This is a genomic window from Streptomyces sp. M41(2017), from assembly GCF_002078175.1.
Lineage (GTDB): Bacteria > Actinomycetota > Actinomycetes > Streptomycetales > Streptomycetaceae > Streptomyces.
Map to the genome: position 1 here is coordinate 3,099,107 of NZ_MWFK01000001.1, position 19,507 is coordinate 3,118,613.

17 protein-coding genes are annotated in these 19,507 nt (G+C 72.4%); 12 read left to right on the forward strand and 5 right to left on the reverse strand.

Annotation, left to right across the window (positions count from 1 at the left end):
- Positions 1 to 80: 80 nt before the first annotated feature.
- Complete coding sequence (locus B0675_RS13705) at positions 81 to 845, reverse strand: hypothetical protein (RefSeq protein WP_241539778.1); 765 nt, start codon at positions 843 to 845, stop codon at positions 81 to 83.
- Between the two features lie 954 nt (positions 846 to 1,799).
- Between B0675_RS13705 and B0675_RS13710 the strand changes: the two genes are divergently transcribed.
- From B0675_RS13710 to B0675_RS13730, 5 genes are all read left to right on the forward strand, one after another.
- A complete protein-coding gene (locus B0675_RS13710) occupies positions 1,800 to 2,639 on the forward strand; it encodes an enoyl-CoA hydratase-related protein (RefSeq protein WP_081219078.1) in 840 nt (279 codons plus the stop codon).
- A gap of 63 nt (positions 2,640 to 2,702) precedes the next feature.
- Complete coding sequence (locus B0675_RS13715) at positions 2,703 to 3,857, forward strand: sensor domain-containing diguanylate cyclase (RefSeq protein ID WP_081219079.1); 1,155 nt, start codon at positions 2,703 to 2,705, stop codon at positions 3,855 to 3,857.
- A gap of 103 nt (positions 3,858 to 3,960) precedes the next feature.
- Positions 3,961 to 5,499: a histidine ammonia-lyase gene (gene hutH, locus B0675_RS13720; protein WP_081219080.1), complete on the forward strand. Its 1,539-nt coding sequence runs from the start codon at positions 3,961 to 3,963 to the stop codon at positions 5,497 to 5,499.
- Positions 5,500 to 5,734: 235 nt separating this feature from the next.
- Complete coding sequence (locus B0675_RS13725; RefSeq protein ID WP_030794464.1) at positions 5,735 to 5,938, forward strand: cold-shock protein; 204 nt, start codon at positions 5,735 to 5,737, stop codon at positions 5,936 to 5,938.
- Positions 5,939 to 6,073: 135 nt separating this feature from the next.
- The gene (locus B0675_RS13730; protein WP_081219081.1) at positions 6,074 to 7,819 is read left to right on the forward strand and encodes a DEAD/DEAH box helicase; all 1,746 of its coding nucleotides are present in this window, start codon (positions 6,074 to 6,076) and stop codon (positions 7,817 to 7,819) included.
- Between the two features lie 479 nt (positions 7,820 to 8,298).
- Here the strand turns inward: B0675_RS13730 and B0675_RS13735 are convergent, their stop codons facing one another.
- Both B0675_RS13735 and B0675_RS13740 read right to left on the reverse strand, forming a co-directional pair.
- Positions 8,299 to 9,051 (reverse strand): DUF2625 family protein, encoded by a 753-nt coding sequence (locus B0675_RS13735; RefSeq protein WP_081219082.1) that lies wholly within the window; start codon positions 9,049 to 9,051, stop codon positions 8,299 to 8,301.
- Positions 9,052 to 9,108: 57 nt separating this feature from the next.
- Positions 9,109 to 9,456, reverse strand: a complete 348-nt coding sequence (locus tag B0675_RS13740; RefSeq protein ID WP_081219083.1) for a hypothetical protein — start codon at positions 9,454 to 9,456, stop codon at positions 9,109 to 9,111.
- Between the two features lie 110 nt (positions 9,457 to 9,566).
- Between B0675_RS13740 and B0675_RS13745 the strand changes: the two genes are divergently transcribed.
- The 5 genes from B0675_RS13745 to B0675_RS13765 all read left to right on the forward strand — a co-directional run bounded on the left by B0675_RS13745 (position 9,567) and on the right by B0675_RS13765 (position 14,632).
- Positions 9,567 to 9,911, forward strand: a complete 345-nt coding sequence (locus B0675_RS13745; RefSeq protein WP_081219084.1) for a hypothetical protein — start codon at positions 9,567 to 9,569, stop codon at positions 9,909 to 9,911.
- Between the two features lie 206 nt (positions 9,912 to 10,117).
- The gene (locus B0675_RS13750; RefSeq protein WP_179165292.1) at positions 10,118 to 11,398 is read left to right on the forward strand and encodes an Ig-like domain-containing protein; all 1,281 of its coding nucleotides are present in this window, start codon (positions 10,118 to 10,120) and stop codon (positions 11,396 to 11,398) included.
- A gap of 191 nt (positions 11,399 to 11,589) precedes the next feature.
- Positions 11,590 to 13,074 (forward strand): ABC transporter permease, encoded by a 1,485-nt coding sequence (locus B0675_RS13755; RefSeq protein ID WP_081219085.1) that lies wholly within the window; start codon positions 11,590 to 11,592, stop codon positions 13,072 to 13,074.
- Between the two features lie 35 nt (positions 13,075 to 13,109).
- Positions 13,110 to 13,793 (forward strand): ABC transporter ATP-binding protein, encoded by a 684-nt coding sequence (locus B0675_RS13760; protein WP_081219086.1) that lies wholly within the window; start codon positions 13,110 to 13,112, stop codon positions 13,791 to 13,793.
- A gap of 68 nt (positions 13,794 to 13,861) precedes the next feature.
- Complete coding sequence (locus tag B0675_RS13765) at positions 13,862 to 14,632, forward strand: antibiotic biosynthesis monooxygenase (protein ID WP_081221776.1); 771 nt, start codon at positions 13,862 to 13,864, stop codon at positions 14,630 to 14,632.
- 73 nt (positions 14,633 to 14,705) lie between these two features.
- Here B0675_RS13765 and B0675_RS13770 read toward each other — a convergent pair whose 3' ends face one another.
- Positions 14,706 to 15,620: a helix-turn-helix transcriptional regulator gene (locus tag B0675_RS13770; RefSeq protein WP_081219087.1), complete on the reverse strand. Its 915-nt coding sequence runs from the start codon at positions 15,618 to 15,620 to the stop codon at positions 14,706 to 14,708.
- 181 nt (positions 15,621 to 15,801) lie between these two features.
- Between B0675_RS13770 and B0675_RS13775 the strand changes: the two genes are divergently transcribed.
- Positions 15,802 to 16,842 carry an NAD(P)-dependent alcohol dehydrogenase gene (locus tag B0675_RS13775; protein ID WP_081219088.1) on the forward strand — a complete coding sequence of 347 codons (1,041 nt, stop codon included), beginning with the start codon at positions 15,802 to 15,804 and terminating at the stop codon, positions 16,840 to 16,842.
- A gap of 172 nt (positions 16,843 to 17,014) precedes the next feature.
- On the opposite strand, the gene B0675_RS41950 is transcribed toward B0675_RS13775, so the two are convergent.
- Positions 17,015 to 18,106: an AraC family transcriptional regulator gene (locus B0675_RS41950; protein ID WP_241539935.1), complete on the reverse strand. Its 1,092-nt coding sequence runs from the start codon at positions 18,104 to 18,106 to the stop codon at positions 17,015 to 17,017.
- Between the two features lie 254 nt (positions 18,107 to 18,360).
- Here B0675_RS41950 and B0675_RS13790 point away from each other — a divergent pair, with 254 nt between their 5' ends.
- Entirely contained in the window at positions 18,361 to 19,443 is a 1,083-nt protein-coding gene (locus B0675_RS13790) for an aldo/keto reductase (RefSeq protein ID WP_081219089.1), read from the forward strand.
- The last annotated feature ends 64 nt before the right edge of the window (positions 19,444 to 19,507 follow it).

Consider the following 19,507-nt stretch of genomic DNA (forward strand, 5'->3'; position numbering starts at 1 on the left):
CCCTTCTCCGGCACCACCGCGTCCGTCGCTCCGGTCGCTCCGTACGGTCCGGTCGCTCCGACCGGGACCCGCCGGCGGTGTCACCCCTGTTGCCCGGGGGAGAGCAGTCCGCCCACGCAGATCCCCACGATCGGTACGCACACGCCCGGCCGGTGCGTCGGCGCCGGTGCCCTGGTGGTCGGAGCCTGCGTCGGCGTGTGGCGCGGAGCCGTGGCCGTGGGTGCGGGATCCGGTGCCTGCGGGGGCCGGGTCGTGGACGTGTCCGTGGGGATGCCGGTGGCGCCCGGCCCGCCGGTGTCCAGGTCGTCGGTGTCCGGGGCGTCGGCGTGGCCCGCCGGTGCGGCGCCGCCCGACGCCGTCGGGGTCGGACCGGGGGTCGGACCGACCCCCGGGGTGGGGCTTGCGCTCTCGCCGCCCATCGCGGCCGTCGCCGTGGCGACACCGGGACGTGCGGGCGGCGGTACGGCCTCCACGGTGGTGACGGCGTCGTCCGCCGGGTCGGTGTCGGCGGCCGTGGGTGTCCCGCCCCGTGGCTCCGCGTCCGCCGGGCCGCCGCCTCCGCCGATCCCGGTCATCGACTCCGGTGCCATCCGCGCGAGGCTCAGCACTCCCGCCGCCAGCGCGAGTCCCCCCGCGGCGAAGAGCACCCGCCGTCGCCGGGGTCTGCGATGCCGTCCCCGTCCGGAACCCGGGAGGAGCGGGTCGGCGGCGGTGTCGGGCGCCGCCACGGCGCCGGGCGCCCAGGGGGCCTCGCCCGACCGGCCCATGGGCGTCGGTACCGGCACGGTCCTCGGCGCCGGTACGGCAACGGTCCGGTCCATGGCCTGGTCCACGGCCTGGTCCATCGCGGGGCCGTCCCCCGCGGCCGGGACGCCGGTCCGCCCTCCGGGACCCCCGAGCCGGCCGGCTCCCTTCACGGCGGAAACGTTCCTGGAGACGCCCGGGGCGCGGTCTCCGGTTGTCGCGACGACATCCGGAGCGACGGGTCCGCCGGGCTTCGCGAGGGGCTTCGGCGGCCGTACGGTCCCGGGCGCGCCCGCGTCGGCGGACCGGGGCGCCGGGACACCGGCCGCGCCGCCCGGAACCGGAACCCCCGTCGTCGGGGACGCCGTACTCGCCGCCGCGGCCGCTCCCGCCGTCCCCCTCGGCGCCGGAATCCCGCCGGCCCCCGCCTGCCGGGCCGCGGCCGGGGATCCGGGCTTCGGTGCCACGGTCAGGGGCGGTGTGGCCCACACCTTGGCCGCCCTGCCGGGTCGGGCGGGCCTGTCCCGGACGGCGCGGGCGTCCGCCGGGGCCGCTGCCGCGGCGACCGGGGTGTCGGCCGTCGGTCGTGAGGCCGAGGGTGCGCGGACGGGCGCCCGTGCCGTGCCCGTCCGAGCCGGATCGATGGCACCGGCGGTGAACGACGAGGGAGCGTTCGTCGCCACTCCGAGGGAGGTCGCCCGAACCCAGCGGGCGCGCGTCGGCGCGGGCGTCGTGCCGGCCTGTGACGCGGGCGGGACCGGTCCGGCCGGCGTCGCTCCGGGCGGGGTCCGGCGTACCGCCCCCGGACCCGGGCGGGCGTCGCCGGCCTGCGGCGTCTCGCGGTCTGTCATGGCCGTCCCTCCCCGGTGCGCCGATGCCCCGCATGCGCTGTGGCGGTGCGCAGATTAAGCACGGGACGGGGTGAGGGGTACGGGAGTCGGGGCCGATGTCACCCGAACGAGGGGGTGCGCGACCAAGGGGTGGGTTTCGCCGGACGGCGTCGGCTGCGATGATCGGGAGATCGATTGTTAACCCGCGTTAACCTGGAGGGTGTCATGGCGGAGCAAGGGGCGGAGCGACCCGCGGACCAGGGCGGGGAGCCGGGCGAGCGGAGGTTCGGCGAGTTCGTCGCCGTACGACGGCACGGGCACGTCGCCGAGCTCGTCCTGGACCGGCCCAAGGCCATGAACGCGGTGTCCACCGAGATGGCCCGGTCGATCGCGGGGGCCTGCGAGGCACTGGCCGCCGACCGGGAGGTCCGTGTGGTGGTGCTCACCTCCACGCATGAGCGGGCGTTCTGCGTCGGGGCCGACCTGAAGGAGCGGAACTCCTTCACGGACGCCCAACTGGTGCGGCAGCGGCCCGTCGCGCGGGGCGCCTACACCGGTGTCCTGGAGCTGCCGATGCCGACCGTGGCCGCCGTGCACGGGTTCGCGCTGGGCGGCGGGTTCGAGCTGGCGCTGTCCTGCGACCTGATCGTGGCCGACCGCACGGCGGTCGTGGGCCTGCCCGAGGTGTCCGTCGGGGTGATCCCCGGCGGTGGCGGCACGCAGCTGCTGCCGCGCCGGGTCGGTGCCGCCCGCGCCGCCGAGCTGATCTTCTCGGCCCGCCGCCTGGAGGCGCCCGAGGCGCGGGAGTTGGGCCTGGTGGACGAGCTGGTGGAGGCCGGACAGGACCGTACGGAGGCGCTCGCCCTGGCCGCCCGGATCGCGGCGAACTCGCCGGTGGGGCTGCGCGCCGCCAAGCGCGCCCTGCGTCTCGGGCACGGGCTCGACCTGCGGGCCGGCCTGGAGGTGGAGGACGCGGCCTGGCGTTCGGTCGCCTTCTCCGGCGACCGCGCGGAGGGGGTCGCGGCCTTCAACGAGAAGCGCACCCCGGACTGGCCCGGGCAGTAGGCCCGGCCCCCTGTTCGCCCCACCAATGACCCGAATATAGGTAAATGTCCCTAACCTGGGGTGATGGGAGAGGACAGGCGGCTGAGGGCCGTGGTGACGCTGGCGCAGGGGATGGCCGCGGCGCACACGCCGCGTGAGTCGTGGCGGGCCGCGGCGCTGGGCGCGTGTCACGCGCTGACCGGGAGCTTCGCCGCGCTCTCCGTCTGGGAGCGCGAGCTCGGCCGGCTGCGGGTCCTCGTCAATGTCGGCGACCGCGCGCCGGACGAGGCGGAGTTCCCCGACGGCGAGGCCTATCCCGTCCACCAGTTCCCCGAGATCACCGAGTTCCTGCACGAGCGGTGGGCGGGCGGGGGCGAGCCCAACGCCTGGGTGGAGACCGCCGACGGTCCGGCGGCCGGTCCCGCCGGGTACTGCCATCAGCGGGTCGCCGCGCTGCGCAGGCGCGGGCGCGGCTGCTGCGTCGTCGCGCCGATCGTGCTCCACGGGCGGGCGTGGGGCGAGCTGTACGTGGCCCGGCGGGCCGGGGCGCCCGTCTTCGCCCGCTCGGACGCCGACTTCGCGACCGTCCTCGCCTCGGTCGTCGCCGCCGGGATCGCCCAGACCGAGCGGCTGGAGGAGGCCCGGCGGCTGGCCTACACCGACGCCCTGACCGGGCTCGCCAACCGTCGCGCCGTCGACGTACGCCTCGACGAGGCCGTCGAGCGGCACCGGACCGACGGGACCGTGGTCAGCCTCGTCGTCTGCGACCTCAACGGGCTCAAGCGCGTGAACGACACCCGCGGCCACGCCGTGGGCGACCGGCTCCTCGAACGGTTCGGGTCGGTGCTCTCGCTCTGCGGGGCCATGCTGCCGGGCACCCTCGCCGCACGGCTCGGCGGCGACGAGTTCTGCCTCCTCGCGATCGGCCCCGCCGCGGACGAGGTGGTCCGGATCGCCGACGAACTCTGCCGCCGTGCCGCCGAGTTGGAGCTGGGGGAGGGGGTGGCGTGCGGGGTCGCCTCGACCGAGGACCCGATCGGGCCCGTACGGTCGGCGCGCCGGCTGTTCCGGCTGGCGGACGCGGCCCAGTACCGGGCGAAGGCCGTCCGGGCGGCGAAGCCGGTGGTCGCCGGGCGCGAGGGCCCCGACGATCCGGTCATCCGTCTCGCCGACACCCCGGCGCCCCCGGCGGGCGAGCGCCGACGGTTCCGGGGGCGGCACGACCCGCCCCGCTCCTGAGGGTCCACGGGGCGGCAGTTGTGACGTACGTCGGAGTAAGGGGTCAACCCGCCGTCCACTAGTGACATCATCGAATTCACTGCGTACGCTCCTGAATATGGATATGCACACTGTGGTGGTGGGGACGTCCGGGGTGACCGCGTCCGACGTACTCGCCGTGGCGCGCGACGGCGCCCGGATCGAACTCTCCGGCGAAGCGGTGGCGGCCCTCGCCGCGGCCCGCGAGATCGTCGACGCGCTGGCGGCCAAGCCGGAGCCCGTCTACGGCGTCTCCACCGGCTTCGGCGCCCTGGCCTCCCGGCACATCAGCCCGGAACTGCGCGCCCAGCTGCAGCGCAACATCGTCCGCTCGCACGCCGCCGGCATGGGCCCGCACGTCGAGCGCGAGGTCGTCCGCGCACTGATGTTCCTGCGGCTCAAGACCGTCTGCTCGGGCCACACCGGCGTACGGCCCGAGGTCGCGCAGACGATGGCCGACATCCTCAACGCGGGCATCACCCCGGTCGTCCACGAGTACGGCTCGCTCGGCTGCTCCGGCGACCTCGCGCCGCTCTCCCACTGCGCGCTGACGCTGATGGGCGAGGGCGACGCCGAAGGCCCCGACGGAGTCGTCCGGCCCGCCGGCGAACTCCTCGCCGCCCACGGCATCACCCCCGTCGAACTGCGCGAGAAGGAGGGCCTCGCCCTCCTCAACGGCACCGACGGCATGCTCGGCATGCTGGTCATGGCCCTCGCCGACCTGGAGACGCTCTACAAGTCGGCCGACGTCACCGCCGCGCTCTCCCTCGAAGCCCTGCTCGGCACGGACAAGGTCCTCGCCCCCGAGCTGCACGCCATCCGGCCGCACCCCGGCCAGGGTGCCAGCGCCGCCAACATGCTGGCGGTGCTGAAGGGTTCGGAGCTCACCGGCCACCACCAGGACGACGCCCCGCGCGTCCAGGACGCCTACTCCGTGCGCTGCGCCCCGCAGGTCGCGGGCGCGGGCCGCGACACCCTCGCCCACGCCCGTACGGTCGCCGAGCGCGAGCTGGCCTCCGCCGTCGACAACCCGGTCGTGCTGCCCGACGGACGCGTCGAGTCGAACGGCAACTTCCACGGCGCCCCCGTCGCCTACGTCCTCGACTTCCTCGCCATCGCGGCGGCCGACCTCGGCTCGATCGCCGAGCGCCGCACCGACCGGCTGCTCGACAAGAACCGCTCGCACGGACTGCCGCCGTTCCTCGCGGACGACGCCGGTGTCGACTCGGGCTTGATGATCGCCCAGTACACGCAGGCCGCGCTGGTCAGCGAGATGAAGCGGCTCGCCGTACCGGCGTCCGCCGACTCCATCCCCTCCTCCGCCATGCAGGAGGACCACGTCTCCATGGGCTGGTCGGCCGCGCGCAAGCTGCGGACCGCGGTGAGCAACCTGGCCCGCATCGTGGCGATCGAGCTGTACGCCGCCACCCGCGCCATCGAACTCCGCGCGGGCCTGACCCCGGCCCCGGCGTCGCAGGCGGTCATCGCCGCCGTCCGCGCGGCCGGCGTCCAGGGCCCCGGCCCCGACCGTTTCCTCGCCCCCGACCTGGAGGCGGCGGACGCGTTCGTCCGCGCCGGCGGTGTCGTGACCGCCGTGGAGCCGGTGACCGGGCCGCTCGCCTAGCGGATCGGCCCCCTGGGGCAGGTGGTGTGTGGGCCCGGCGACCGCCGGGCCCACACACCCCGCCTCGCACCCGCGTATCAGTGTGTGCTACTGTCTCATTGATACGTTTTTGGTACCCATTTACTTTGTGCGCCTGATCGGAATCCTCCGCAGGCGCGTTTTGTTTTACCGGCATCTCCGGCATTACCCGGTGCATGCTCCGGATGGGGGCCCACTACCTGTTCAGGAGAACAACATGGCTACCGGCACCGTGAAGTGGTTCAACTCGGAAAAGGGCTTCGGCTTCATCGAGCAGGACGGCGGCGGCCCCGACGTCTTCGCGCACTACTCGAACATCGCGAGCTCCGGCTTCCGTGAGCTCCTCGAGGGCCAGAAGGTCTCCTTCGAGGTCACGCAGGGCCAGAAGGGCCTGCAGGCGGAGAACATCATCCCCGCCTAGTTCGCGACGCGCTTTTCCAGAGCCGGGTCCCGCGCCTTCGGGTGCGGGTCCCGGCTCGCGCTGTGACAGCTCATGCAGGTGGTGAGCGCTTGTGTGTGCAGTCCGTGGGGCCCAGGAAGGAAATCCAGATCCAGCATGACTCGATCCGAACGTCCCGTCCGTAAGCGGCCGGCAAACGCACGCGCCGCACAGACCGGCGGCTCCGCGAAGAGCGCCGGCCGCGCCACCGGCCGGGGCGCGGGCCGCGGCCCCGTCCGCAAGGTGACGCCGCCTCAGGAGTTCTCGCTCCCCGAGACCATCACCCCGGCGCTGCCCGCCGTCGAGTCCTTCGACGCTCTGGACATGCCCGCCGCCCTGACGAAGACCCTCACGGCCCAGGGCGTCACCGAGCCCTTCCCGATCCAGGGCGCCACCCTGCCGAACTCCCTCGCCGGGCGCGACGTGCTCGGCCGCGGACGGACCGGCTCCGGCAAGACGCTCGCCTTCGGGCTCGCCCTCCTCGCCCGCACGGCCGGCCGCCGTGCCGAGCCGAGGCAGCCCCTCGCGCTCGTCCTCGTCCCCACCCGCGAGCTCGCCCAGCAGGTCAACGACGCGCTGACGCCGTACGCCACCGCCGTCAACCTGCGTGTGGCCACCGCCGTCGGCGGCATGTCGATCGGCCGTCAGGCCGGCACGCTGCGCCGCGGCGCCGAGGTTCTCGTGGCCACCCCCGGGCGGCTCAAGGACCTCATCGAGCGCGGCGACTGCGCGCTCGGCCAGGTCGCGATCACCGTCCTGGACGAGGCCGACCAGATGGCCGACATGGGCTTCATGCCCCAGGTCGTCGCCCTGCTCAACCAGGTCGAGCCCGGCGGCCAGCGCCTGTTGTTCTCGGCCACGCTCGACAAGAACATCGACCGGCTCGTCCGGATGTTCCTCACCGACCCCGTGGTGCACTCCGTCGACCCGTCCGCGGGCGCGGTGACGACCATGGAGCACCACGTGCTGCACGTCGCCGACGAGACCGACAAGAAGGCCGTCGCCACGCGCATCGCCGCCCGTGACGGCCGGGTCATCCTCTTCGTCGACACCAAGCGCGGCGCCGACCGCTTCACCAAGCGGCTGCTCGCCAGCGGTGTCCGGGCCTCCGCGCTGCACGGCGGGCGCAGCCAGCCGCAGCGCAACCGCACCCTCGACCAGTTCAAGAACGGTCAGGTCACCGCGCTCGTCGCCACGAACGTGGCGGCCCGCGGCATCCACATCGACGACCTCGACCTCGTGGTCAACGTCGACCCGCCGACCGACCACAAGGACTACCTCCACCGCGGCGGCCGTACCGCCCGCGCCGGAGAGTCCGGCAGCGTCGTCACCCTCGTGCTCCCCGAGCAGAAGCGCGAGATGACCCGGCTGATGGCGGACGCCGGCATCACGCCGCGCACCGCCCGTGTCACGTCCAGCGACGAGGAGCTCGCGCGTCTCACCGGCGCCCGCGAGCCTTCAGGCGTCCCGGTCGTCATCGAGGTCCCGCAGCAGGCCGAACAGCCCAAGCAGCGGCCCAAGGCGCGACGCGCCACGGGTGGCGGCGCCAGGCGTCCGGCCACCGGCGGCACCGGATCGGCCCCCCGTCAGGGCACCGGATCGGACGGTCAGCCGCGCCAGCAGCGCGGCACCGGCCGCCCGGCCACGGGAGGCACGGGCGGCGCCCGACGCACCAGCGGCGGCGCCGCACCCCGGCGCGCCGAAGGCGGCGGCGCGGGTGGCCGTCGTGCCGAGGGTGGCGCGGCACCGCGTCGTTCCGAGGGCGGCGCGGGCACCGGCCGTTCCGGCGGCACCGGCACCGGCCGCGGGCGCGCCCCGCAGCGCGGCGGCGGCCAGACCGGCGGCGGTCGCAGGGCGGCCTGACCGGCCGGACCCGGTACAGCGTGGCGGAGGCCCCGCGTCCCTTTCGGGGGCGCGGGGCCTCCGCCGTGTCCGGGGCTTGCCCGGTGTCCGAGGAGCGACGCCCGTCAGCGGCGGAGGGCCACGCGGGGGGCGGGGGACGGGACCGGAGGTCGCGATCGAGCGCGCCCCCGTGCCCGGGCCGTCACGCGGCCGGGCGGGGCGGTGGTGAGCCGGGTGGTGTCCCGCGGCTTTCGTACCGGCCGGTCACCGCATCCGCCGCGCGGGACGGCTTTCGTACCGGCCGGACGTCGCATCCGCCGCGCGTGACGGCCGTCGTGACGGTTCCGCCGGGACGTGCCCGGCGGCCGACGGCACCGGGGGCGGGTGCCCGGGACGTTGCCCCGGCGCCGCCGACCACGCGTGGCCCGGTGTCGGCCGGTCCCGGGGCGGCCGGGCGTGAGCCTCGCTCCCGGTACGGAGGCGGGCCGCCTCCGGTGGGCTCAGAGGTCGCCGAGGAAGCCGGGGTCGATCTTGTCCAGCTTCAGGCCGAACTCCCGGTGCAGATCGAGGAGTTCGGCGAGCGGGACCGGGCGGCGGCTGGTGGACATGAGGTCGCGGCGGGCCTCCGCCGACCACAGGAACGGCACGACGGACAGCCCCTGGGCGCCGGTGAGGGCGCCGGACTCCGCCCGCCAGCCGGGCCACCGCAGCGTGTCGTAGAACTGGTCCGTGCCCTCGCTCAGCAGCCACTGGAGCCATGCCCCGTGGCCGACTTCGAGCGCCTCCCACTTCAGTGAGTCCGGCGCGAAGTACACGATCTCGCCGGGATGCCCGGGGCGCCCCACCGACTCCGGGTCGGCGCCGTTCAGGACGAAGACCCCGCCCAGCACGTCATGACCCACGACGAGTCCGCCGTCCTGGGGGCGCCAGGCCGGATCGAACCGCTCGGGGAAGCCGTTGACCTCGGCGAGCGAGGGCAGGTCGGTCGAGCCTCCCGGCAGCCCCGCCGACGCGTCCTCGGCCGGACTGCCGTAGATCCGCACCCAGCCGCTGTCCAGCACCACGCCGCCGCAGTTGAGCACCATCCCGCCCAGCCAGGACCGGGCGGTGACCTGGAGCTGGAGCAGGCTGGCCCGGCCCAGCGCGGGGTCCACGGGCAGGACCTCCATGGACACGCCGCTGGCGTCGAGCGCCTTGGCCAGCAGCGGCCAGGCCGGCTCCTCGACGTCGGTCAGCTCGCTCAGCTCTCGCATGGCTTCCCCGTGGGTTGTCCGGAACGCGGTGGGCTTGCTCGGTGGGCCGTCGTGCTGTCAGTGGGCCAGGGTGCGTTCGCGGCGCACGGAGTACGCCACGAATCCCGCCCCGAGACCGAGGAACACCGTGCCGCCGACGACGTAGGGCGTCGTGTTCACGGCGCCGGTGTCGGCGAGTTGGGGCCCGGTGCCGTCGGAGGCCGTGTCCTGCGCGGTGCCGGACGGGGTGTCCGGCGTGGTGTCCGACGGCGGGGGAGTCGCGGTGCCGGCGGGCGCGGACGCCGGTGCCGACCCGCCCGGGGAGGACACGTCCGGGGTCGCGTTGGCGGACGGGACGAACCAGAGGGCACCCAGGAGGGTCCCCGCTGCGGTGGCGGTCAGCAACGATCGACGTGCGGCGGACACGAAATATCGATCCCCTTGTGGCGCTGGCGAATTGGCCGTGTGGGGCGATGCTAATGAAAGGCGCGGGTCGTGGGAAAGTCGCGTAACCCACGGGCCGTACGCTCCCTCCCATGAGTACCCCTGAGACATCACAGTTTGTCCGGCTTCGTGTCGAACTGGTGCTGGAGATCGGTGACGCCGGCGCGGTCACCAAGGCCGCGCTCGGCCGGATCGCCGAGGACGAGGCCATGCCGGCGGACGAACGGGCGCACGCCGAGAGCGCAGTGACGGAAGACACGGCGGAGGCCCTCGCCTATCTCGTCGATCCGTTCGACCTGGTCAGCGAGGTGCCGGGGACGGAACTCGCCCAGGCGTCGTGGAGCAGCGAGCCCATCGACTACGACCCCGATTCGCCTGATTGGGACCTCGACGAGGATGATGCGGACGAGGACGACGAGGAAGACGTGCGCGGCTGACGCGGTTCGGGCGACAGGAGACCCCGGGCGGCAACCACCGCCCGGGGTTTCTCGTCTCCGTAGACGCACGGGCCACCTGCGTACCGCACCGTCCGCATGCCCGGAGTGGTGTGCCCCACATTCCAGCGGGAAGTGGAACGGGACGAACCGGTCGTAGCGTTGACAGTCCTTACGGGGCTCTCGTGTCTTTTCGGGATTCGGCAACGATGGAGAAGCGTGTGATGACGGACAGTAAGCGGCGCAAGGGTCTCATGACCGCGTCCGCACTGCTCGGCGGGGTGCTGGTGCTCTCTGCGTGCAGCGGAGGCGATGACGGCGGCGGCAAGGCCGGCGCATCGGACACCGGTGACGGAGCTTCGTCGCAGGCCAAGGTCGACGAGGCCGCGGCCAAGAAGACCTCCGAGGCCCAGATCAGGATCACGCCCAAGGACGGCTCCGACAACGCGTCGATCAACAACGGCACGGCGGTCACGGTCAGCAAGGGCAAGCTCACGTCCGTCACGATGCAGACCTCGACCGGCACCGCCGTCGCCGGTCGGATATCCGCGGACAAGAAGAGCTGGAAGCCCACCGCTCAGCTGAGCCGCGCGACCACGTACAAGATCGCCGCCGAGGCCGCCGACTCCTCGGGCCGCGTCGCCCACGAGAACGCGTCGTTCGCCACCGTCTCCCCGGCGAACAGCTTCATCGGCAACTTCACGCCGGAGGACGGCTCCACCGTCGGCGTCGGCATGCCGGTCTCGATCAACTTCGACAAGGCGATCACCAACAAGGCCGAGGTGCAGAAGGGGATCTCCGTCTCCTCCAGCAGCGGCCAGGAGGTCGTGGGGCACTGGTTCAGCGCCAACCGCCTGGACTTCCGCCCCGAGGACTACTGGACCGGCGGCTCCACCGTCACCCTGAAGCTGAACCTCGACGGTGTCGAGGGCGCGAACGGCGTGTACGGCGTGCAGCAGAAGACGGTCACCTTCAAGATCGGCCGCAACCAGGTCTCCGTCGTCGACGCCCAGACGAAGACGATGAAGGTCATGCACGACGGCAAGACGATCAAGAGCATCCCGATCTCGGCCGGTTCGCCGGAGAACAAGACGTACCAGGGCCAGATGGTGATCTCCGAGAAGTTCAAGGAGACCCGGATGGACGGCTCGACCGTCGGCTTCAAGAACGACGACGGCAAGGGCGAGTACGACATCAAGGACGTGCCGCACGCGATGCGTCTGTCGAACTCCGGCACCTTCATCCACGGCAACTACTGGGGCGCGAAGTCCATCTTCGGCTCCGCCAACACCAGCCACGGCTGCGTCGGCATGTCCGACACGAAGGGCGCCGGCGACCCCAACACGCCTGCCGCGTGGTTCTACAACAACTCGCTGATCGGTGACGTCGTCGTCGTCAAGAACACCGGCGACAAGACGATCGCCCCGGACAACGGCCTCAACGGCTGGAACCTGGACTGGGCGGCCTGGAAGGCCGGTTCGGCCGTCTGATCCCGCCCGCACAGCACACGCCGATGCGGCGGCGACCCCCACGGGGTCGCCGCCGCATCGGCGTCCTCGGCGTTCTCGGAGGTCTCGCCGCATCGGCGTTCTCAAAGGTTTCCGGGCTCGGCCACAGCCTTCTCATCGTTCTTTTATTTCGGCCTTATCCCTTCATCACGCGCCGTACCTAGCTTGCGGCCATGTTCTTCACCTACCTGAGGCGCGAACTGCGCCGCCGCAGAAAGGCGGCCCTCGTCGTCGCCTCCGGGCTCGCCCTGGGCATCGCCCTGGTCATCGTGGTCAGCTCCGTCTCCTCGGGCATGGAGAAGGCCCAGGGCAAGGTCCTCCAGTCGCTGTACGGGCTGGGGACCGACATGACGGTCACCAAGGCGGCCGAACCGGCCACCAGCACCAGCCAGCGTCCTCGCTTCAACTTCGACGCGAACGACAACGGCTCCGACAAGAAGCAGAGCAGCGACCGCGTCATGGTCCAGGGCTTCCAGACCCTCGCCTCCTCGACCGTCGCCAAGGTCGACACGCAGGAGGGCGTGGCGGACGCCGTCGGCGGGCTGAGCCTCCAGGTCATCCGGGTCAACGGCCAGTTCACGCGCGGTCAGTTCCAGCAGGCCCCCGGTCAGCAGGGCGGCAACCGGCGCGGCGGTGCCCAGCCCTCGCCGCAGGGGACCGTCAAGGGCGGCGGCGCCGACTTCGACGTCAACAACTACTCGGTCTACGGCACCGACGTCACCAAGCCCGCCCTGGGCCCGCTGACATCGTCGAAGATCACCAGCGGCCGCACGTTCAAGACCTCCGAGACGAACGCCAAGGTCGTCGTCGCGGACACCTCCTACGCCAAGGAGAAGAAGCTCAAGGTCGGCGGGACCGTCACCGTCAAGAGCGTCAAGTACACGATCATCGGCATCGCGACGCCGGACAGCGGTGACGCGGCCGCCAACCTGTACATGCCGCTCCAGCAGGCGCAGACGCTCAGCGACTCCAAGAACAAGGTCACGACGATCTACGTGAAGGCCTCGGACTCGCAGCAGATCTCCGGCGTCAAGAGCACCATCCAGAAGAACATCTCGGGCACCACGGTCACCACCTCCGCCGACCTCGCGGACACCGTCTCCGGCTCGCTGTCCACGGCCTCCGACCTCGCCTCGAACGTCGGCAAGTGGCTCTCGATCGCGGTGCTCGTGGCCGCGTTCCTGGTCGCGGGACTGCTCACCTCCTCCGCTGTCTCCCGCCGCGTGCGCGAGTTCGGCACCCTCAAGGCGCTCGGCTGGACGTCGAGCCGCGTGACCCGCCAGGTCGTCGGTGAGGCCGTCGTCAACGGCCTCGTCGGCGGCGTCCTCGGTATCGCGCTCGGTCTCGCGGGCGCCTACGTCGTCACCGAGATCAGCCCCAACCTCCAGGCACAGCTGGGGAGCACGGGCGGCGGAGGCGGCTTCGGCGGCGGCGGAGGCGGCGGCTTCGGAGGGGGCGGTGGCGGCGGTGGCTTCGGCGGCCCGGGCCGGCAGACCGCGTCCAAGGCCCTCGACGTCGCGCTCACCGCGCCCGTCAGCGTCAACACGATCGTCGTCGCGGTCGCCCTGGCCGTCGCCGGCGGTCTGATCGCCGGCGCCTTCGGCGGCTGGCGCGCCTCCCGGCTGCGCCCCGCGGACGCCCTGCGCCGCGTCGAATAAGCCCCGCCGTACTCACGTATCCCAGGAGTTGCACCATGTACGAACTCAGAGGCGTCACCAAGCGCTATACGCGGGGCAAGGAGACCATCGACGCACTCGCCGGAATCGACCTCACGATCGGGGACGGCGACCGGCTCGTCATCCAGGGCCCCACCGGCGGCGGGAAGTCCACGCTCCTCCAGATGCTCGGCGGACTCGACCGCCCCACCGCCGGGAGCATAGAACTCGACGGCACGGACATGGCGAAGCTGTCCGAGGCCAAGCTCACCCGGGTGCGCAGCGAGAACATCGGGTTCGTCTTCCAGAGCTTCAACCTGATCCCCACGCTCACCGCCCAGGAGAACGTCGAGACCGCGCTCGTACCGCTCGGCGTCAAGACGAAGCAGCGGCGTGAACGCGCCGCCGCCGCACTGGAGTCGGTGGGGCTCGCCGAGCGGCTCGGCCACCTGCCCGCCGAACTGTCGGGCGGCCAGCAGCAGCGCGTCGCGATCGCCCGCGCCCTCGTCAAGCAGCCCAAGGTGCTGCTCGCCGACGAGCCCACCGGCAACCTCGACGAGTCCATGCGCGACGAGATCATGGACGTGCTCGAAGCCATGTGGAAGGAGCACGGACTGACGTTCATCATGGTCACCCACGACTCCTCGATCGCGAAGAAGGCCCCGCGCGTCGCGACGATCCGCAAGGGACGGATCACCGTCAAGGAGAACGCGAAGGCGTAGCGATGTGCTCGCAGCGAACGGGTCGCCGGAAGCCGGGCTTCCGGCGGCCGTTCGTGTTTCTGTGGGGTATGACCGCATCGACCGTCGAATACGTCCGCTACCGGATCCCCGAGGACCAGTCGGGCCCGTTCCTGGCCGCGTACACCCGCGCCGCCGTCCACCTTGCCGCCGCCCCCGAGTGCCTGGAGTACGAACTCGCCCGCAGCGAGGACGACTTCGAGAACTTCATCCTGCGGATCATCTGGACGTCGAGCGAGGCCCACCTGGAGGGCTTCCGGCAGTCCGACCGCTTCCAGGACTTCCTGGCCGAGATCGGCCCCTACGCCGGCGCCATCGAGGAGATGCGTCACTACAAGCCGACGGCCGTACGCGGTCAGGGATCCGCCGTCCCCACCCTGTACGCCTGGGCGGGCGGCACCGAGGCGTTCAACCGCCTCACCGACGTGTTCTACGACAAGGTCCTCAAGGACGACCTCCTCGCCCCCCTCTTCGCCGACCTCGCGCCCGAGCACGCCGCCCACGTCGCCGCCTGGCTCGGCGAGGTCTTCGGCGGCCCCACGGACTACTCCGACACCCAGGGCGGGCACGGCCACATGGTCGCCAAGCACATGGGCAAGGGCATCACCGAGGCTCAGCGCCGCCGCTGGGTCAACCTCATCCAGGACGCGGCCGACGACGCCGGGCTGCCCACCGACGCCGAGTTCCGCTCCGCCTTCCTCGCCTACGTGGAGTGGGGCACGCGGCTGGCCGTCCTCTTCTCCGCCCCGGACGCGAGCCCGCCCGGAGAGCAGCCCGTGCCGCGGTGGACGTGGGGTGCCGCACCGCCGTACCAGCCGTGACGGCGCGGAGCCGGGGCGACGGGCCGTCACGGCTGGTACGGCGGTGTACTGGGATCGGCCTACTGGGATCGCCCTACTGGGGTGAGGAGGCGCCCGCGCGGGTCGCGTCCGTGCCCCAGGACGCCAGCAGCCGCAGCGCCTCGGCCGACGGGGACCCCGGCTCCGCGTGGTACGTGACGAGGGCCAGCTCGGCGTCGTCCACCAGCCGGAACGACTCGTACTGCAGAGCGAGATCGCCCACCAGCGGATGCCGCAGCAGCTTCACCCCGTGGCTCTTCTCCTTCACGTCGTGCGTCGCCCACAGCCGGCGGAAGTCCTCGCTCTTCACCGACAGCTCACCGACCAGCGCCGACAGCCGCGGATCGTCGGGATGGCAGCCCGCGTCCATCCGCAGATGACAGACGATGTCGATCGCCTTCTGCTCCCACTCCACGTACAGCTCGCGGTACTCGGGCCGCAGGAACACCATCCGCGCCCAGTTCCGCTCCTGCGGCGGCAGCTCCGACCAGTCGCCGAACACGGCGGCCGCCATCCGGTTCCAGCACAGCAGGTCCGACCGCCGCCCGGTGATGTACGCGGGAACGCCGTCCATCGTGTCCAGCAGCTGGCGCAGCGCGCCCCGCACCTGCTGCGTCCGCGCGGTCTGCTTCTTCTTGTGCTGCTTGGGCTTCGCGAGGTGCGTCAGATGGTTGTGCTCGGCGTCCGACAGGCGCAGCGCCCGCGCGATCGCGTCCAGCACCTCCGCCGACACGTTCCGTCCGTTGCCCTGTTCCAGGCGCGTGTAGTACGCCACGGACACTCCGGCGAGCTGCGCCAGCTCCTCGCGGCGCAGTCCGGGCACCCGGCGGTGCCGCCCGAAGTCCGGCATCCCGACGTCCTGGGGCTTCAGCCGGGCCCGGCGGGTGCGCAGGAACTCGCTGAGTTCGGCACGTCGGTCCAGCGGCAGGCCCGCCTCACCGGCGGACCCCGCAGAGGGCTGTTCATCCATACGTCCAGTATTCCCGGTCGTACGCCGAGGAGCCTGACCCCGCCAGTAGTAGGACCAGCGAACGTACGCAGAGCCGTGACCTGGGTGAATCCCGGGAGATCGGGCACGCTTGAAACCGTGCCCGATGCAAGGAACCGGACAGCCGGGCACCGTACAGACCACTCCCGAGGAGAACCCCGGCATGACCACAGTCGCTGCGTACGCCGCTCCCGCCGCCAAGGCTCCGCTGGAGCGCACCACCATCGAGCGTCGCGAGGTGGGCGAGCACGACGTCCTGATCGACATCAAGTTCGCCGGCATCTGCCACTCCGACATCCACCAGGCCCGTGAGGGCTGGGGCGAGGCCATCTTCCCGATGGTCCCCGGCCACGAGATCGCCGGCATCGTCTCCGAGATCGGCTCCGGCGTGACCAAGTTCAAGGTCGGCGACCGGGTCGGCGTCGGCTGCATGGTCGACTCCTGCCGCGAGTGCGAGAACTGCGAGGCGGGCCTGGAGCAGTACTGCCTCAAGGGCAACGTCGGCACGTACAACGCCGTCGGCAAGGACGGCGCGCCCACCTACGGCGGCTACTCCGAGAAGATCGTCGTCGACGAGAAGTACACCCTGCACATCCCCGAGGGCATCTCCCTCGACGTGGCCGCGCCGCTGCTCTGCGCCGGCATCACCACGTACTCCCCGCTCAAGCACTGGAACGCGGGCCCCGGCAAGAAGGTCGCCGTCCTCGGCATGGGCGGTCTCGGCCACATGGGCGTCAAGATCGCGCACGCGCTCGGCGCCGAGGTCACGGTCCTCTCCCAGTCGCTGCGCAAGAAGGACGACGGCCTGAAGCTGGGCGCCGACCACTACTACGCGACCAGCGACCCGAAGACCTTCGAGGAGCTGCGCGGCACCTTCGACGTGATCCTCTCCACCGTCTCCGCGCCGCTGGACCTGGACGCCTACCTGTCCCTGCTGCGCACGGACGGCGCCTTCGTGAACGTGGGCGCGCCGGAGGAGCCGGTCCGGCTCAACCTGTTCTCCGTGATCGGCGGCCGCAAGACCCTCGCGGGCTCCGGCATCGGCGGCATCCAGGAGACCCAGGAGATGCTGGACTTCTGCGCCGAGCACGGCTTCGGCGCGGAGATCGAACTGATCGCCGCGTCCGAGATCAACGAGGCCTACGAGCGGGTGCTGGCGAGCGACGTCCGCTACCGCTTCGTGATCGACACGGCCACCATCTAGCCGCGTCCTCCAGCCACGTCCTCGGAGACCGGCGAGCCCGCTGGGGCCCGCCGCCGTTCCTGACCCCCGTCAGCCTGGGCGCCGATCCGGTCGTACGACCGGATCGGCGCCCTCGCGCTGCCTACGCGCGGCGGTACCACCTCGGGACGCGACGCGTGTCCCGACCGGCGGCCTAGAGGGACGCGGACCGCACGTCGTCGCGCCGCTCGGACCGTGCGCTGCCGGTGGCGGCCTGTCCGCGGAGGCGAGCGGCGTCCTGGCCCGGCGGGCTGCCGAACTGCCGTCGGTACTCGCGGCTGAACTGGGACGCGCTGTCGTAGCCGACCGCGAACCCGACGCCCGCCACGTCGTCCGTGCTGCTCATCAGCCGCAGCCGGGCCTCCTGCAACCGGATCCGTTTCTGGAACTGGATCGGAGTCATCGCCGTCACCGCGCGGAAGTGCCGGTGGAACGGCGAGGCGCTCATCCCGGCCAGCCGGGCCAGGTCCTCCACCCGCAGCGTCTGCGCGTGGTGGTCCCTGATCCAGCGGACGGCCCGGCTGATGTGCCGCAGCCGGCTGTCGGCCAGCCCGATCTGGCGGACCAGCGCACCCTGCTCACCGGTGATCAGCCGCCACAGGATCTCCCGTTCGATCATCGGCGCGAGGATCGGCAGGTCGGCGGGCCGGTCCAGCAGCCGGACCAGCCGCACCACCGCGTCCAGCAGGTCCGGCGAGGCGTCGCTGACGGCGAGGCCGGGCGGGGCGGTGCGGGAGGAGGGAGGACGCGGGGTGCGGGAGGAGGGGGGATGCGGGGGACGGGTGCCTGTGCGGCCGGCCCCCGCCGTCCGGGCCGCCTCCGCACCGGCCCGCTCCCCGGCTCCTGTCGGCGTTCCGGCTCCTGGTCCCGCTGCGGCTCCTGTTCCCGGTGCGGCCCCGGCTCCCGTTCCCGTGCCCGCCCCGGCCTCGGCGAGGAGAAGCGAGGCGATGTCCGGGGGCCTCAGGGTGAGCCCGAAGGCGAGGAACGGCTCCTCGGGGGAGGCCCGCGTGTAGTGGCCGGTCACCGGCAGGTCCACCGAGACGACCAGGTACTGCCCCGCGCCGTAGTCGTGGATCCGGTCACCGAGCGTCAGCCGCTTCGCGCCCTGCGCGACCACCGCGAGTACCGGGTCGGCGATGCTCGACGTCGGGGCGGAGGGGTGGTCCACGCGGGACAGCATGATCCCGTACGGCGCCGACCCGGCTCCGTCGACGTGCCGCAGGATGAGGTCCCGCAGCGTCCGCAGGCCGTCCGGGGAAGCATTGCGGTTGCCGGACGGGTGCGGGGAACCGGGCCCTGGGTCCGGCGGGGCGAGCGTCCGGAGGGGTTCGTCTGGGTACACGTTCGATCCAAACACCCGAGCTTGCGGGCGGCAACGCCGATTCCGGCCGATCGGGCAGGATCGTGCAAGAGGCCGGTCGGATCGCCCTAACGATCGCGCAGCTCACAGTGGTTTGCTCGAAGAGCCGGATTCCCACCCACTCTTCCAGGGAGCATTCCATGGCACTCGACTCGTACGTCAGCCTCGGCCGGTCCGGCCTCAAGGTGAGCCCCTTCTGCCTCGGCGCGATGAACTTCGGCGAGGACGGCGGCTTCGGCTGCGGGGTCGAGGAGTCCGAGAAGATCCTCCAGGGCTACCTCGACCGCGGCGGCAACTTCGTCGACACCGCCAACTTCTATACGAACGGCCACTCCGAGGCGATCCTCGGCGACTTCCTCGCCGCCCGTCCCGGCCTGCGTGACCGGCTGGTGCTGGCCACCAAGTTCTTCGGCAACCTCCACCTCGGCGACCCCAACGGCGGGGGCGCGGGACGCAAGGCGATCATCGGTCAGCTGGAGGACTCGCTGCGCCGGCTGCGCACCGACCACGTCGACCTGTACTGGCTGCACAACCACGACTGGGCCACCCCGGTCGAGGAGACCCTGCGCACCCTGGACGACCTCGTCACCGCGGGCAAGATCCGCTACGTCGGCTTCTCGGACACCCCGGCCTGGTTCACGGCCAAGGCCCACACCACCGCACTGCTGCGCGGCTGGACCCCGGTCACCGCGCTGCAGATGGAGTACTCCTTGCTGGAGCGCACCATCGAGGGCGAGCTGATTCCGCTGGCCGAGGACGCGGGGATGGGTCTGCTGCCGTGGAGCCCGCTGAAGAGCGGTTTCCTGTCCGGGAAGTACACCCGGGACCGGCGCACCCCGGCCGACACCCGGCGTTCGGCCGTGCTCGGCGGTCCCACCGACGACCAGTTCGAGGTGATCGACGTCCTCGCCGCGGTGGCGGAGGAGACCGGCGCGACATCGGCGGCGGTGGCGTTGGCGTGGGTGCGGGCCCGCCCGGGCGTCAGCTCGACCCTGATCGGCCCGCGCACCCTGGACCACCTGGAGGCGAACCTGGCGGGCCTCGACCTCCGGCTCGCCCCGGAACAGACGGCCCGGCTCGACGAGGTGTCGGCCCCGGCCCTGAACTTCCCGTACGCCCTCAACCACCAGGTCGGCGCGATGCTCAAGTACGCGGGCGCGACCGTGGACGGCCGGCCGAGCCAGGTGTACCCGCCGCTGCTGGCGGACGCGGCGCGCTACTGAGGCGGGGGCTGTCGGAGGGGCGGGGCCAGGGCCAGGGCCAAGGTCGGCCCGGGTACGGAGTGGG